Origin of the sequence: Psychrilyobacter piezotolerans (assembly GCF_003391055.1) — a bacterium.
GTDB classification, from domain to species: Bacteria; Fusobacteriota; Fusobacteriia; order Fusobacteriales; family Fusobacteriaceae; genus Psychrilyobacter; species Psychrilyobacter piezotolerans.
The window spans coordinates 117,934-134,372 of the sequence record NZ_QUAJ01000007.1 but is presented as its reverse complement, the minus strand read 5'-3'; the positions used below and the strand labels follow the sequence as shown (position 1 = coordinate 134,372).

Sequence of the window (16,439 nt, the reverse complement as noted above, 5' to 3'; positions counted from 1 at the left end):
AGAAGCCCTTCAATAGGGTTGAAAGTTAAATGGATTTTAAGAAAAACTTATCTGTATTAAAATTTTACGGAGGTAACACACATGTTAAAAGGAACAGTTAAATGGTTTAATGATGATAAAGGATTTGGATTTATTTCAGCAGAAGATGGAAATGACTACTTCGCACACTTTTCTCAAATTGCAAAAGAAGGATTCAAAACTTTACAAGAGGGAGCGGAAGTAACTTTCGAAATCACTCAAGGTGATAAAGGTCCTCAAGCTGCAAACATCGAAACTGTATAATCATATATAATTTTGAATATTCAAAGTGGTAGAGATTTCTACCACTTTTTTATTATCTTAATTTTATAAGTAGATTCCCTAATTAACAATTTGTAGTTTTGTTAATTAGGAATTCTAATAAAAAATAAAGATATAAGTCATTAAATATAAAAACAAATTCTTATTTGTTTATAGATCCCAACAAAAGCTAGACATTGATTTATTTTTAAAAAGGAAATTGTGAATCATTTTGTATAAATTATGCGAGTAAAAAAATTATTAAATACAACATAAACGTTCTATAAAAGATTTTCTGTTAGGTAAAGAAGGTCTTGGGTTGGAGAGAATTCTAAAAAATTTAGTATTATATTTAATATAAATTTAGAAATTGAAAAACATCAAAGATGAGGAGATGATTATTATGCAATATCAAACTGATGATGAAATGAAAAAAAGTAAACAAAAAGAAGAGATTCTTATAAAATATTTAATTGAAAGAGTCAAAAACTATAACTTTAAAAAAACTCACAGATATTCAAGAACTGACTTTCTTGCTTTCGAAGAAGATATTTTATGTGCAACAATCGAATTGAAAACTAGTACTAAGAATGTTTCAGATTATAAAAAAAAATTTGAAAAAGGTTTTTTAATAGATCAAGAAAAAATTTATAATTTAATTAAGTTATCTAAATTATTAGATTGTAGAGCACATGTTTTTGTTCTATATGCTGATTATGATTGCCTTTATCAGTATAAACTTAGTAATAAAGTAATAACGGAACTAGATCAACAATATAATGAATATCTAAAAAAAGAAATGTTTGTTTTGCCACATAGTGATTTTGAACAAAAAAAAATGCCTTTAGATTGCATTCGTGAACTAAAAAAATTAGAGGAAAGTGGGGAATCTAAAGAAAATAATTTTGCAGAAATGATAAAAAAACTTAACTTATAACATGAAAAAAATATAACATTTGATTTGGTGATGTAAGATAAAATTATCATTTGTTTAGATTAATATTGGTGGCGATGATACCCACTAAAAATCATAGTTACACAACTAAAAAAGGACAGATAGATTTAGTTTATCTAATTGCCTCTTTTAAGGATATTGAAATAAAACTTTACTTCTTGTAACGTTTATGATACTATATTAATAGTAACAGAGAGTCAGACAAGAGCTTCATTGGTTAAGAAGCCCTTCAATAGGGTTGAAAGTTAAATGGATTTTAAGAAAAACTTATCTGTATTAAAATTTTACGGAGGTAACACACATGTTAAAAGGAACAGTTAAATGGTTTAATGATGATAAAGGATTTGGATTTATTTCAGCAGAAGATGGGAACGACTACTTCGCACATTTTTCTCAAATTAAAAAAGATGGATTCAAAACTTTACAAGAGGGAGAGGAAGTAACTTTCGAAATCACTCAAGGTGATAAAGGTCCTCAAGCTTCAAACATCGAAACTGTATAATCATATATAATTTTGAATATTCAAAGTGGTAGAAATTTCTACCACTTTTTTATTATCTTAATTTTATAAGTAGATCCCCTAATTAACAATTTGTACTTTTGTTAACTAGGAATCATAATAAAAAAGTAAAGATATAAGTTATGAAAGTCATTAAATACATAATTATGGAATTTACACGTAATTCGGGATAGACCCTTTATATACCCTTCATATAGTTGTCAAAGTCTGGAGATTTTTTCAATAATTTTTTTACTGTTATCTCCCAGAAGTAAAAGGATGCCACTGTATTATAAGGGCTGTATTTATCAGTGAGTTCCATATATCTTTTTTCTGTAATATTCTCTTCCCCATAGACCCACTCTACACCTTTTTTTAGAGCCAAATCACCATAACTTCTTACATCGGTTCTACCCAGGGTAAAAATAAGAAACATCTTTACAGACCAGGGACCTATCCCCTTTATGGGAATATAAAGATCATATATCTCTGCCTCTGTCATCTGTTTGAGACTTTCCCTGTTTAAGAGTCTTCTATCTTTTGTTGCTGTCTTTGCCAGGTTCTTTACATAAGATGCCTTAGATTTTGAAAGTCCACAGGATCTGAGTTCCTCCTCTCCTGCTGCCAATATAAATTCCGGTGTAGCATCACCGTACTTTTCATCCCATCTCTTCCATATGGCATTACCAGAGGCAAAGGAAATCTGCTGATAGATAATATTGTATATCATTCCCATAAAAGGATCCTTTACTATACTCCTCTCCTCCAGCCTGCCAAAATGATCTATTAAAAAAGCCATCCTTTCACACGATTTCAGGTGTTCTATTACCCTGTCTGTTATCTCAAATTTTTCGTTCAACTTATCCCCCTTTTTCTATTTTAGTTTAGACTATTATAACATCTTTTTTTAATAATCATAGGAGCAGTTATTCTTATGGTTTCCCATTGCTCTTCGGTAGGTTTTAGAACCGCCTTCAGAAATTTGGCATCCTGGTATACATTTATAGATTATTCATTTCCTTAATGTATTTATAAAAACTATGCCTAGCCATCCCTATAGTCTCGATGACCTTTTTATCATTCATATTTTCCATATATCTCTTAGACATCTTCTGGATTTTTTTCTCTCTATACTTTTTTTAGTTATTAATTTTTTTCCATGTCCTAGCTGGACACCTTGAGCCTTTTTTAATTTTATCCATCTTGGTCTATTTGCAGTAGTTCCTGTAAAGGTTTCCTCTATAATTGTAGATGCAGTATCATATTTACTATAACCAAGTTGTTCTTCAAGTTCTCCATCTAAAGCACTTTCAAGCATTTGTCCCATCATTTCTTTAATTAATGCACTAAAATCCAAACTATTATTAGGTGTTTTACTAAGATATTCTCTAATTAGCTCTTTTCGCACTAATTCATCATGGGATAAGTCTTTTCTTCTTTTTCTCATAAAAAAACCTCCAAATTAATGTAATTGTAGTTTACACTAATTTGGAGGTTTGCATAAAATATGAGACAGACCTTCATTTTTATCTTTCTAAATCATTATTCTTTTTTCTCTTTTGAGGGAAAATAATTTTTCCTCTGTGTTCTGTTTTTTTCTTCTCTAATTTTTTAAAATTATCAACTAATCTTTCTGCTATTTTTTCAGAATCACTTGCTGCTTTGTATATTTCATTATTATCTTCTTTTAAAACTTTTATCCAGGATTTTATATAAGCACTGTGATTTTCAATATGATTATCTTTTAATTCTAAGCCTAATTCATTCTGTGTGAATATAGATGATATCTCGGCTCTTAGCTCTTCTTTTGCGTATTCTGGGCTTCCAAACTCATTACCTAGCTTTCTATCAAGTCGACTACTATGACCAGTACTATGAGCCATTTCATGAAGCATTGTCCCTAAAAATTCTTCGTGGGACTTAAAATTTTCTTTTAGTGGTAAAACTATATGATCATTAGCTGAGCTATAGTAAGCTCGATCTTGATTCTTTTCTAAAATTTTACATTCTGATGATTTTTTTACCTTTTCAATAAATTCAATACTAGTTTTATTAAATTCTAATTGATTGACTTTATTAATAGGAGGGATTCCATCTATATCACTGGCATTAAATACTCTAAAATAGTTAGCAATAGGTTTTTCTAATTTAATAAGTTTTTCTTCTCCTGTTAACTTGTCTTTTTCTTTTCTCGTAAATATCCACTTTTCTAATGCTATAGATTTTGCACCTTTTTTTACTTTCCAGCCTTTACTTTGTGCCTGCCTAAAGGTAACCCACCTAGGATCTTCTAACCCCTGCTGATCAGCTGTTATCATTAATTTTATTTTATTCCCACGACTATATGGTAAATCAGTAGTTCCATTTTTAGGTGTACATTGACTACTCCACCCTTTTATCCAGCTTAAACCATCTTTTTCAAGATTTTTAATAACTATCTCCGTTAATTTTTTCCTTTCATCGTTAATTACTTGTCGAGCTGTCCCCACCTTACACCTCCTTGTCTTTGTTTAAAAAATCATCTAACTCTACTTGTTCCCCTGGTGTTTCACAGTCTTCTAAAGTTACCCCATCATTCTCTTCAATCACTCCTAATTCTTCTTCAAATACCTTTTCCATTGATTTGTCTTTGCTCATTTTGTTGACCTCCTAATTTTTATGTTTTTTAAATTCAACAATCCCTATCTCATAAAATCTTTGTAGCTCATAGTTGTTACAATTATGGAATTCTAAAAAATAACCGCCTAATATTGCTTTGTTTTCTTTTAAAAGCCCGGCTTTTTCTATTAAGGCTCCTTTTGATATTAATTTGTGTGCTCTTTCCTTTTTCTCTTTCATAGTGAGGTGAAATAGTATTTTTTCCCCTATCCCTTCTTTTTTTAATAGTTGTTTTCCTCTTGGTTCTAATATTTTTAATTGAGATCTCTTTTTAAATTCTAAAAAATATCCCAGTAAAACTTCTTTATCTTGAGAAAGAATACCGGCTTTTTCCATTAAAATGCCTATCATTAAAAGTTTTCTTCCCCTATCTTTTCTTGATTTATATTTATTCTTTTGTAAGATTTTATTTTTTTTCATAGATAATATTTTTAATTTATATATTATTTGTTCTTCCCTTAAAGAAAGATTAGTATAATTCTTCATAGCTGCTCCTCTTTTCCAAGGTCTCCCACGGTTTACCGTTCTAGTTCAACTAGATCTTTATCTTTTTTATCTCTCAATGAAACTTTGATCCCATGTCCACTATTCTTATTTTCTAATATTTTTTTGAGATCTAGCCCTCTTTTAGCTCCTGAAGATCCAGGAACATATTTTTTAGTTGTTTTTAAAGTCTTCGTAAATTCTATCTTTTTATTTGAATAGTTAATCTGCATATCAATGTTTCTTTTGGCACCTTTAAAGCCTTTATGAATTTTTTTTCTTACCTTATCTAAGGTATCATCACTAAACCCTTTAGTTATGTCTATTTGTTTGGTATTTAGTTTAGTTAACCTGCTTTCAAAACTATTTATACTCTTTTTTAAATTTTTCTTTTCTAAAATTTTAAACATCCCTAAAGATCTAAGTTCTTTATCTTTTTTAGTAATTTCTATTTTGAGTTGATTTTTAATGGTTTCAATTTTTAAATATTCTCCTCTAGTTAAAATATTTAAAGTTAATTTATCTATGTTCTCATCACTAGCTTTTAATTTTAGGTTTTCTTTTATAGTTTTTAATTTTTTTATTCTCTCATATTCCTGGTCTAATACTTTAAACGCAATCTTAGATTTAATATTATTTTCTGATTTGTACCACGGTTTTTTATCTTCGCTCTCTTTGATTTGAAGCTCTTTTATTCCGATTTTTCCCCTGACTAAATCTATTTCAAAGTTAACTTTATTAAGTCTATTTAACTGCCAGTTTTTATCGTCCAAATTGTATGAGCTCTTTCTTGTTTTCTTTAATGGATCTGCTGCTGCTTGTTTTTTTGATTTTTTAAAACCATTTGAAATAATAGAATTTTCTAGATAATTTTTTTCATCTCCTAATACACGATATTGAGCTTTATAGTCTATCAGGGCACTAACTACCTTTTCATCGAGTATGTCTTGTTTTGGAGGTTTTAGGCTGCTTAAATACCCTTTTAATATGTCCTCTTCTTTATACAAGCCTTTAACTTCTAAAGATTTCTCAGAGGTTAATCTATCAGATTCTTTATCTATTAACTGGGAGATATTAGGATCTTTTAACTGACTATAGAATAGTTTCATTTCATCTCTTAATTTATCTTGATCTTTATTCTCTTTGTCAGTTTTAAATAAATAATTTTGATACATGTTTAAAGTACTGAATTTGTTTCCAGAGATATTATCTACAGCTTCTATATAGATCATATTTGTATCTTTTAATTGTTTATTTAAAGTTTCTTTATATAAATTTATTTCTTCCAATCTATTTTGTACTGTAAAATAATCACTGGTATCAATAGTGATTTTATTGTTATATGTATTTAGATCCATCTCTTCTATTTTTTCTCTAGGTTGAAGTTCATTTAAATCAGATTTTGATACATTATATTTTTCATCTAATATATTTAGACATTTTTCTAATTTTATTTCATAAGCGTCTTTAATTTGAATATATTTTGTTTTATACTTCTCACTCATTTTTAAATCATTTTTTAAATAATCTAGATTACTTACTGTTTGGGTTAATTCAGATTTTAATTCTAGATCTGTAGGTTTTCTTCTTATATCTTTTCTTAAAATTCGTGCTCTGTTAATCATTTTGTAGTAAGCACCATTACTACAAAAATTAAGAACAGTTTTATTTAATTTATCCTCTTGGAGCTTAGTTTTAGTTTTGCTATACTCTTCAATTAATTTACTTTTTTCCATTTGATGTATATCAGTTTTTTTCTTGTAATCTTCAAGCTTCTTATGTTTAATTAATTTATTTTCTTCATGAATTTTTAAAGACTTTCTCTCCCATTTGTTTAATGTGTCCTCTGTTTTTTGTAATATTTTTCCAGGGATATCAATAGGGTCTCTTAATAATAAATTGGCTTTATCAATATCTCCTTCTGAAAGTGCTTGGTTCATTTGTTTTTCTAAACTTAAATGACTAACTCTTTCGTCCAAACCCGCTTTTTCTAAATAACTATTTGTTATATCGGCAAAAAGTTTTCTATCTTTAAGTAATTTTTCTTTCTTCTGCCAAGTTCTATCTTTTTTAGCTCCGCCTTTTTCTGGATTTTTAGTATTTGCACGTTTAAAGAAAGTCTCTTTTTCTCTTTCTATACCATCAAATTTCCTTTCACAAAACATCAAATGGACATGAACATTTCCTTCTCCTCGATTATTAGTTTTATTATGGATAGCATAGGTATATGGGAAATCTTTTCCTATTATTTTTTTTACAAAATCATCGACAATTTGCTTATTTTCTTCTAAGGTTAATTCATTAGGAAGTGAAATTTCATACTCTTTATAGGGTCTTCTATTTACTTCATAAATATCAGCTCCATTCCAAAATTCTTTTGGATCTTCTTTCCCAAAATTAGGTATATTTCCAGATTCTTTATATACTAATTCCTCTTTTTTTGTTCCTTTGGAATATTTACCTTCTCTCAAGATATATTCTGCATGAGCTAATCCATGACCAACCGATCCATTTTTAGCTTTTAATCTATAGATTGCCATGTGACTACCTCCTTAAAAATTTATAAAAAAAAGTCTGTTAAAGAAAGCAATAATAAATTGCTTTTTCTAACAGACTTTGAGCTCTTGCTCACTAACCTATTTTAAATTTTAGAAAATAAAACTTCTGAGTTGATTTCTCCTCAAAACTTTATTTTTTATAACTTTTATCTTATAATTATATCTTTATTTTGGGGAAATGTCAAAAATAAAAATCCAGGCGAACGCCTTCTTCTGCAACGCAGAAGTTCCAATGCTTAAAGGGGTCAAGGGATCTCCCTTGCACGGCATAACTTTAGTTATGCGTATGCGTGCACTCCCTTATTTGCTTTAGGAGTGATTGAACACTCCCTTATTTGCTTTAGGAGTGATTGAAAAAGGCGGTCAAGAAATGACTGTCTTTTCTGTCTTTATTTTTTCTTTTGAATCTAAGCAAAAAGGATAATTAGAGAAATTAAATCTAGTTGTCTTTTTATTAGATTAATTTCAAATGAAAAAAAGGTATTTTTATATTTTCTTGTATATGATTTATAATTCAAATAAATATATGGAGGTAAAATTATGTCTAAAAGTAAATCGGGTAAATCAGGTAAATCTAATACTAAATCTGATACACATAACAGTAATAATCAAAATATGTCACATAATAACACTGCTTACAAGGGAACAACTAACAACAGGGCTAACCAATCTAACCCAAATAATAGTAATTATCAAGGTGGAAAAGGTGGAAAAAAATAAAAGAGGTTAAGAAAGAATAGTATAATCCCTCTTAAGTGGATACAATAAAAAGATCCAGTAAAGATAAGTTTTATAGTTTCTCTAATATTAGAGAAACCATAAAAAAGTTAAAATAATTAAAAGTAATACATAACAATTATGGGAAAATTTTTAAAAAAAATCTATTAAAAATATCATCAAAATAACTACTTTTAAATGTTAATTTTCTATAAAATATGGTAAAATTTAGATAGATAAAATGACATAATAATTAAGTAAAAAGTATATTCAAAAGGGAGGGGTTTATTTTGAATGATATTAAAATAATAAAAATCGAAGATGAAAAAAATGGAATATATAGAGTTGTACTTGAAACACCTAAAGGAGTAGCTCGAATGTGGATAACTGATGACGATTATAATAGCGGAGTATTAAATGATATTGGATCCGATGCATCTAGTTATTTAGTGAAATATAAAGATGAAATTGAAAAAGAATTAAGAAAATATAAATTAAAGTAGTAGAGAGCTATTCAATAGCTCTTTTTTCATTATTTAAGACATACTAAGAAGGGGTTATAAATTAAAAAAAAATAAGTAAATGAGAGGTAATAGATATGATGTTTAAAATAACAAAAGTGGATTGGAATAAAGTTAAAGATATCTTAGAACATAAGGAGTATAAAGATAAAAAATATGAAATAATAGTAGATGATTTAGAGGATAACATTAAAGGTCTTGAATTTACTGAAATAAACCTATACACTAATTATTCTCAATTTATAATTTCAGAAGAAACTGAGGATGAGGTAATAGATTTAATAGAAGAGTTAGAAAATAGGACACTCCAAAAAAATATGAAAAACTAATATTGAAAAAATCATACTTTTTGAACTTGGTAATTTCGAAAAAAGACTAAAATAAGGTACAATCTAAAATAGTCCCTCTGAAAGAGAATAATTTCAGGCTCTGTTATTGACATACAAAAAAGAAAGTCCTAATATATTAAAAACGAGAAGCAATAATTAAAGAATTATTACTCCTCATTTTATAAAAGTTTTACATTAATTTTTAGAGTTTACACAAAACTTGCAACAGCCCCGCCCCTAGCCACTTTTATTCTACTAAATTTAGGATAGTGCCACTTAATTTGTTTTTCCTTTAAGGATAAGGTCTTCTTCCTTATCTACAATACCTTCTTCTACTGACATATTATAAACTTCATAAAGTAATTTACTTTGAGCTGCTGAAGGGAATTCACCTTTACTAACTCTTTTTAAAATACTCATCTGTTTTTCCGTTACTTTAAAATCACCTTGATATTTAAGTAAATATTCTAATATTTCATTCCATTTAGTATATTCTACAACAAATATTTGAGCTTCGATACCGCTCATTAATTTCTTTTCTACTTTTTGCTTTCTTTTTTCTTGCTTAACTGTATCTTTATTTTTTAATAACTCTTCTGGGTAAACCAAATCTATTTCTACTTTTTTTAATTTTCTCCAACAATCTTCCTTTTTAGACCAAGATCCAATATTAGCATTTCCTGAGGCTCCAGCTAATAAAACTGGATATAATTTTTTTGCAATTTTCATTAATAAATTGTCAAAATCATCATAGACTCCTTGAGCTTTCCAAATTTCATTAAAATTAAAAAATTTTCTCTTTTCTTCTACATCTTTTGATAGATAAGCAAGGGTATAAGCTACAATTTGAGCTCTATATCCACCGTTATACCAAGGAGCTTTACTAATTCTTTTCTCTAAATGTCTAAAGATAATAATCTTAGCAATAGCTTCTTTAAAATAATTTTCTGTTATACTCATTGAATCTTTCTCTAATTGATTAGTGATTGTATCGGCAAAATTTAAAAAGCAATATTGAGCTCCCTTTGAAACAATATATGGTTTTTGTTTCCATGCCATCTCACCTTTTCCTAAAAGAGTTTTATCTATTAATTGAGTTTTAGGGTGTCTTTGTTGAAAACTGCTCTTTTTAGAAGCTGTTAAATAAGCCTGTTCGTTTAAATATTCTCCACGAACTCTTTCATAGAACCAATATGTTTTCTTTTGTCCTCCATTTAAAACTGGAGCTGCTATCAATTTTGAATGGTTCTTCATCTCTTTATGGAATGGACTATTGGAGAAAAAATCAGAGTTGTTTACTTTATTTTGTGTATTAGCATATCTTGCAACATTAGATACAAACTCACTATGTTGAGATATATTTGCAACAACAGACAGCTTCATTTGTACAAAGACTTTACTTAAATCTAATTTATCCTTTTTCCAAGCTGAATAAATTGAAGATGTAGTTTGTCCTCCATTTACAATTTGGAAATCATAAATTTTTGAAATATTACCCTTATTATTAAATTCTACTCTACTAGCCGTTGTTGTAATTCCATTATTATATGCAAAAAATTTTTCCGGGGCTTTAGAAATTGTAGTTCTCAAACCTTTATTAACTTTTCCTCTAAATTGTAAAAAAGTTCTAACATTTTGTTCTAACAAACGGCTTCCAAAATCATCATATATCCTTGCAATTTCTTGACCTGGAAATACTGCTAAATATGACTCATATTCACTATCTATTGTTGAAGCTTCTAAACAAGGTAGATCAACATCAACATTAAAACTCTCATCTTGATAGTTAACCATTTCAATATTAAATAGATAATTTATATCTATGATTCTATATTCAAAATCAAATCCTTCAATATTTTTATTTGGAATATCCTTTATGGTATTTGTTAATAGTCCATCTGTTAAAAGATAAATTTTTACCTTTGTTACTTTATTTTGCTTTAGTAAAGTTTCAATTTCATAAGCAACTTTATAACTATCAGATGTTTGTTCTAAATAGTTAGAAAAACCTACTAAAGATTTTTTAAAATAAGTTTCAGTTCTCCTAAACTTTGCTTCAAGATTTTGCTTGGTCAAAGTTTCAATTTTTTCTTCATTTTGATAGATTTCTTGATTAATCAGGATTAAAGTTTCTTTTTCTTCATCATAAGAATAACCACTAATTTCTATTCCTATTTTGAAAAATGGTCCGAAAAGAAAATTATCATTTAACTCTCCATCCTCAGCTAAGTTATTACAAATTTTATCGAAGAATGCTTCTGAAATTAATAACCCTCTTGCTTCAGCATCTCTTAAATAAAGTTGTACAAAATTTTCATGGAAATCTTCTATTTTTATACTCATATTTCCTTAACTCCTTTTAATTTACATTCTTCATAGGGAATTAAAACATTTAAATTAATTTTATACTCTACTTTAACAACACCTGTAGGAATGTCTTTGTTGGTAATTCTTGGAAACCCTTCTAAAACTTCAAAAGTTTCTATCCCATCTACAAGATAAGAGACAAGGTTATCGTAATCATCAAAACAATTATAACCATACTCTAATAATCCCTTTATGAAAGCAGTCTCTAACCCTAAGCTTTCTTTTCTTATTAAACTTAAAATCTCTTCAACTAATGTTTCTATAGTTTTTCCATTTTCATTTTTATCTAAAGAATAACAAACTAAAAATAAATTTTCTTTTATGTGCTCAAGCTGATTTACTGAAGAAATAGTAACTTCATTAGCTTTAGAGCTCAATTTTGATTTTACTTCTACACTTGTATTTTCATAAAGAAAATCTTGAATGTCTCCACTAAAACCTCTCCAAGAACTTATATTTTCACTTAAAGATAGATTTTTTAATTTATCATTACATAAAAAATTTAGCTCAGCAAACAATCCCATTTGAATTATCTCTGAAATATTGTTTTGCTTCTTTTTAAAAAGCTTTTTCCAATAATCAAAAACTTTATAAATAATATTAGTATACTTATTAAATGGTTGACCTTCTAAGTTTTTCAATAAATCTAAACATAAATAATAGAAAACATCTTTAAATTCACTTGTTTTCAATACAAAATATAACTCTTTTCCACAAGAAATTATTTCTATATTTTGAAATCTAAGGTTGTCATAAGTTTTTTTTTCTATGTTTTTTTCTAGTTTTAATTGAAAAGAGATATATCCGTCTCTAGTAATATATGCAAAGGCATCAACTTTACTCGGAATTCTGATTTTTCTGTCTTTCTCAAGGTTATCCCACCAAAAATTAATCTTCATCTTGAAGCTCCTCTTCCTCTAATAATTCTTTTAAATAGACACTATTTATTTTTAATCTAACAAATTTTTCTATTTTTTCACTAGAATTTGGATATACAACTCCATATGCTGGAAATCTAATGTCGGAATTTTCTGTAGTCTCTACTATATAAATAAATAATAATGGTCTTTCTAAGAATTTTCTTATCTCTCTTCTAGAATTGTTAGGAATTTTATTTTCCTTCATAATTGTTAGGGCTTCATCTGTTAATCCAATTTTTTCTGTAGAAATATTTGATAACATTTTTATTCTATAAGAATTTTCATCAGTTTCCATCAGTTTTCTTCTTGCATAAGTAAGGTTTTCTAATTTTGATAACTCTGTAGAAATAATTGGTTCCCCTTCTCCAGAAATAAAAGCGACATCAAAATTCAAATCATTTTCTTTAATATCTTTTAGCATGAAAGCAACAGGTAGATGAGTTTTTAAACTTAAAATATAGTCATTTTTATAGTTAAAAACTTTAAAATCATCTATAAAATCATAAATAATCTTCTTGTCAATGTTTCTAAAGACATAATTATTTTTTTTCTTAATATTTTCACTTATATTAGGAAGTTTATTTAAAATCTCTCCTACAGCTTTATAATTATGATCTATCTCATTTTCATTTTTCACTAAATGAGTTGTTTGCTTTAAGGTATTGTTAAAACTCATGTCAATATAATAGTCTTGAGCATTTCTTTGCTTATTTAAAGAAGTTACTTGTAAAGCACTTTCAGGATGGGTTCTAACTGCCAAACCAAACTCTTTTGGTGTTTTTTTCTTATCATTCATGTCCGAGAGAGTATCAACTAATTCTTCTGTAGCATTGATAATATATTCAAAATTATCAGCCATTTCTCCTGTCATATAGATTTTACAAAGGTCTTCATAACCTATCCTATATCCAAACCATCTTCCCATTTGCATTAAAGTATCATAAAACATAGTGGTTCTTAAAAAATAGCTGATACTTAATCCTTCTAAAGTAAATCCTCTAGCTAAACTCAATCCCCCTACTACAATGGCATATGTTGGTCTATCATTTCTATATTCTAAAGGAATTTTAGCCTTTTGATGTGCCTGTCTTACCATTATTTCTTGAACTTTTTTTGTTAAAACTTCTAATATGTTATCAAAGTTTTCCTCTATATCAGGGAAAACTTCATCATAAGTTTTTTTCATATCTCTTATAAAGTTACTTTGCTCTAATTTGTTGGACATTGCACCAAATGATTTTATTGATTTTTTTCCTTTTTCTAAATAATCTTCTATAAGATTACTAATATCTTCATGAATTCTAGTGAATCTTGTTGTATGAACTAACATACTATTATGTTCTGTTTCGTCTCCTCTTAAGCACCTTATTCCAATGTTTAAAAGAAAATTTCTAACTGCTTGCTTTAATGAGCTTGGTAACTCAGTAATTATATGGTCTATTTTATGTTTTAAAGGAAGCTCAACTTCATTGTCATCAATTTCTATGATATGCTTCCTATCTTGAGTTTCCTCAGTTATTTTAAAAATTTTAGAGGCTCCAAAATAATTACTAGGAGCTTCTAAACAATAAATAAAATCTTTAGGAAATAAATCGCCTTCTATATTATGGTCTATAAAAATATTTGCATATGGAGTAGCAGTATAGGCAACATAACTACTCTTTTTAAATTTACCAAGAATTTTTCTAATAGACTTATTTATTGCAGTTGGATCTTGATCTTCTTTGTTTGTATTTATTGATGCATAATCAGACTCATCATCAATAACTAATAAAGGATATGTTATTTCATTTGGGAATTCATCATTTAACCATTTAATAACATTTTTTAGGATACTATTATTTTTCTTTATAACCATAACCATTGGTTTATGAGTATCATGTAGAGATATTGCTTTTTTAGCATCTCTACTATTAAAGTCATCATTTTCTTTTGTTAAAGCTACAGGTCTTTTATCTTTAGTATTATTTTCTATATCTAAACCAACACCAACTTTAGTACAACCAGTTAATCCAATAAACCCCTCTTCTATTCTTTCTTGGGTTTGATTTCTTAAGTTATTCATTCCACCAGCAATAACTATAATAAATTTATATCCAGCATCTGCTGCTTTACATAATAATCCTGTAAAGTTTCCAGTTTTTCCAGATTGTACATGTCCAATAACCATCCCTAATCTATTGAAACCATCAACTTCAGGGTTCTCTATATGATTCATAACTATATCTGTATCTTCATCTAAATTTCTAACAACTTTTATTGGTAATTTTCTTTCTAAATTTCTTTTATATCTTTCCCAATAAAACAATTCATTTTTTTGCTTTTCAGCCCCTGTCCACCAAGTTGAATCTCTATTTGGATCTTCTTCAACTAAGCTAAATCCATTTGTTACAACAACACTATAGATTGTCTCTAATTCGTTTTGAATCTCTTTAAAATCAACTTTTAAGACATCTTCTAAAGTTATTCTTTTTAATTCAGTGGACATTGCTTGAAATGCTTGAAATATTACTGGGTTAGTAAATTGAGCTTTAACCTCATTTACTTTGTTTTCAATTATTTCCTCAGTTAGTTCTTCTTTGATTTCTTTTAAAAAACTATCAATTTTATTTTTCAGAATTTTTTTCGCGGACATCAGTCATTTCTCCTTTAAGTTCTGTCTTTTTAATAGCTTCAATCAATTCAGGGGATACTCCCATATCTATTAATTTTTGTATAGCTTCAGATATTTCTTCATTATTTTTCTGCTTTATCTTGTGTGGGTTATCATTTAGATGAGCTTGTATAAGTGGTAAAGGTAAATAAGACTCAATACCATTAACAAAAAGATTAAATAAGTTTTTTTGTTTTTCATCAAAGGTATTTAATAATTCTGAATATATAGGGTGTTTTTTTTTCAATCCAAACTTTATATTGTCTCCATCTGGTATTAAATCCCAAAATTTTTCTATATTTTTATCCGTAATTCTTTTTCCTCTTCCAGTATAAGGCCTTGATCCCTTTGCTGTGACATTTTTAATTATTCTCTTTAACTCTTTAGATATTGCTTTTACGGGTTTGGCAGTAGATTTTTTTATATCAATTCCCCAATAACTATCTTGATTATTAGGAATATCAATCATTATTCTAACTAATTTATGTGAATCAGATATTTTATGTAAGCCTAACCATGTTCCATGGATTAAAAGTCTGTTAGCTCTATATACATAAAAACCTTGAGTTTTAGTATATCCCTCTTCAGTTCCATATTTGTCGTAATCTTGCTGACTAATTTTGCTATGATGAGGAAGTATATATGGTTTTATCTTTATATCTTCGTCATAAACTTTTAATTTTTCCTCTCCTAGATCTTGTGTTGCAAAGTTTTCTGAATTAAATGGGTCAAAAGATTCTAAAGGATTATTATTTAAAGAGATATTTACTTTCCTTCTAGAATTTTTATTATCTAAGAATCTATGGAATGTCATAGATAAGTGATTTCTTAAAGAGTAAATTAAATTTTCGTATTCATCCTCTTCATACCTATCAATCTCTTCTATAATTACTAAAGTTCCTGATTCTTGTAAGGTTAATTCATTATAAAATTCTGTAGAATCATAATCTAATTGAGGGGTTAATAAATACCATTCATTTGTTTCTTCTATATGATTTAAATCCCATACCCTTGCATTTATTTTATTACCTTTCTTACTTATAACTGTTAGCTTTTTCCCTTGAGAAAACGAGGCTGTTTTTAATCCTAGTCCAAACTTACCTAAGGCCTTTCCACCCCTATTTTTATTTGGATCTTTAGAAGCTAATCTCATAGCCTCTACTAATTCTTCCTCATTCATTCCAAAACCATTATCCAATATTAAAATTTTAGGTTGTGGTTTTAACTCTATATTTATCTTTATATTTTTAGCATTAGCATCAATACTATTATCTAATATATCAGCTATTGCAATATTAAAATTATATCCAACATCTCTAAGAGATTTTATAAAATTACTTAGATTTGGTTTTACAACTTCTTCTCTCATCAATTATTATCTCCTCGGTTTAAACCTTTTATCGTTTAATGATTATATTTAATAAAATAATACAACAAAACTCATTATATTTCCATTTATTACTACATTTAAATTAAATTTATTAATAAACCTATACTTAA

Annotated in this window: 16 protein-coding genes; 6 read left to right on the top strand and 10 right to left on the bottom strand. The window is 27.7% G+C overall.

Annotated features, from left to right (window positions below; translation table 11 throughout):
- Positions 1–81: 81 nt before the first annotated feature.
- From DYH56_RS05825 to DYH56_RS05815, 3 genes are all read left to right on the top strand, one after another.
- The gene (locus tag DYH56_RS05825; RefSeq protein WP_114641926.1) at positions 82–282 is read left to right on the top strand and encodes a cold-shock protein; all 201 of its coding nucleotides are present in this window, start codon (positions 82–84) and stop codon (positions 280–282) included.
- A 400-nt stretch (positions 283–682) separates the two neighbouring features.
- Positions 683–1,216, top strand: coding sequence for a hypothetical protein (locus DYH56_RS05820; RefSeq protein ID WP_114641925.1), 534 nt, complete (start codon positions 683–685; stop codon positions 1,214–1,216).
- A 319-nt stretch (positions 1,217–1,535) separates the two neighbouring features.
- Positions 1,536–1,736 carry a cold-shock protein gene (locus tag DYH56_RS05815; protein ID WP_114641924.1) on the top strand — a complete coding sequence of 67 codons (201 nt, stop codon included), beginning with the start codon at positions 1,536–1,538 and terminating at the stop codon, positions 1,734–1,736.
- Positions 1,737–1,932: 196 nt separating this feature from the next.
- Here the strand turns inward: DYH56_RS05815 and DYH56_RS05810 are convergent, their stop codons facing one another.
- The 6 genes from DYH56_RS05810 to DYH56_RS05790 form a co-directional block, all read right to left on the bottom strand.
- A complete protein-coding gene (locus tag DYH56_RS05810; protein WP_114641923.1) occupies positions 1,933–2,592 on the bottom strand; it encodes a DNA-3-methyladenine glycosylase family protein in 660 nt (219 codons plus the stop codon).
- Between the two features lie 222 nt (positions 2,593–2,814).
- Positions 2,815–3,180: a hypothetical protein gene (locus DYH56_RS05805; RefSeq protein ID WP_114641922.1), complete on the bottom strand. Its 366-nt coding sequence runs from the start codon at positions 3,178–3,180 to the stop codon at positions 2,815–2,817.
- 79 nt (positions 3,181–3,259) lie between these two features.
- Positions 3,260–4,222, bottom strand: coding sequence for an ArdC family protein (locus tag DYH56_RS05800; RefSeq protein ID WP_114641921.1), 963 nt, complete (start codon positions 4,220–4,222; stop codon positions 3,260–3,262).
- A gap of 1 nt (position 4,223) precedes the next feature.
- Complete coding sequence (locus DYH56_RS15940) at positions 4,224–4,370, bottom strand: hypothetical protein (RefSeq protein WP_158539073.1); 147 nt, start codon at positions 4,368–4,370, stop codon at positions 4,224–4,226.
- Between the two features lie 12 nt (positions 4,371–4,382).
- Positions 4,383–4,877, bottom strand: a complete 495-nt coding sequence (locus DYH56_RS05795; RefSeq protein ID WP_114641920.1) for a conjugal transfer protein TraD — start codon at positions 4,875–4,877, stop codon at positions 4,383–4,385.
- Between the two features lie 32 nt (positions 4,878–4,909).
- Positions 4,910–7,414 (bottom strand): MobA/MobL family protein, encoded by a 2,505-nt coding sequence (locus tag DYH56_RS05790; RefSeq protein ID WP_114641919.1) that lies wholly within the window; start codon positions 7,412–7,414, stop codon positions 4,910–4,912.
- Positions 7,415–7,972: 558 nt separating this feature from the next.
- On the opposite strand from DYH56_RS05790, the gene DYH56_RS05785 reads away from it, so the two are divergent.
- The 3 genes from DYH56_RS05785 (at position 7,973) to DYH56_RS05775 (ending at position 8,999) form a co-directional block, all read left to right on the top strand.
- The gene (locus DYH56_RS05785; protein ID WP_114641918.1) at positions 7,973–8,152 is read left to right on the top strand and encodes a hypothetical protein; all 180 of its coding nucleotides are present in this window, start codon (positions 7,973–7,975) and stop codon (positions 8,150–8,152) included.
- A gap of 287 nt (positions 8,153–8,439) precedes the next feature.
- Entirely contained in the window at positions 8,440–8,652 is a 213-nt protein-coding gene (locus DYH56_RS05780) for a hypothetical protein (RefSeq protein WP_114641917.1), read from the top strand.
- Between the two features lie 95 nt (positions 8,653–8,747).
- The gene (locus DYH56_RS05775) at positions 8,748–8,999 is read left to right on the top strand and encodes a hypothetical protein (RefSeq protein ID WP_114641916.1); all 252 of its coding nucleotides are present in this window, start codon (positions 8,748–8,750) and stop codon (positions 8,997–8,999) included.
- A gap of 276 nt (positions 9,000–9,275) precedes the next feature.
- Here the strand turns inward: DYH56_RS05775 and DYH56_RS05770 are convergent, their stop codons facing one another.
- The 4 genes from DYH56_RS05770 to DYH56_RS05755 are packed head-to-tail and all read right to left on the bottom strand — an operon-like array spanning position 9,276 to position 16,308.
- Entirely contained in the window at positions 9,276–11,342 is a 2,067-nt protein-coding gene (locus tag DYH56_RS05770; protein ID WP_114641915.1) for an AIPR family protein, read from the bottom strand.
- Positions 11,339–12,265 carry a PD-(D/E)XK motif protein gene (locus DYH56_RS05765; protein ID WP_114641914.1) on the bottom strand — a complete coding sequence of 309 codons (927 nt, stop codon included), beginning with the start codon at positions 12,263–12,265 and terminating at the stop codon, positions 11,339–11,341. The genes DYH56_RS05770 and DYH56_RS05765 overlap by 4 nt, the downstream gene beginning before the upstream one ends.
- The gene (locus DYH56_RS05760) at positions 12,255–14,921 is read right to left on the bottom strand and encodes a Z1 domain-containing protein (RefSeq protein WP_114641913.1); all 2,667 of its coding nucleotides are present in this window, start codon (positions 14,919–14,921) and stop codon (positions 12,255–12,257) included. The genes DYH56_RS05765 and DYH56_RS05760 overlap by 11 nt, the downstream gene beginning before the upstream one ends.
- Positions 14,893–16,308: an ATP-binding protein gene (locus DYH56_RS05755; RefSeq protein WP_114641912.1), complete on the bottom strand. Its 1,416-nt coding sequence runs from the start codon at positions 16,306–16,308 to the stop codon at positions 14,893–14,895. The genes DYH56_RS05760 and DYH56_RS05755 overlap by 29 nt, the downstream gene beginning before the upstream one ends.
- Positions 16,309–16,439: the final 131 nt, after the last annotated feature.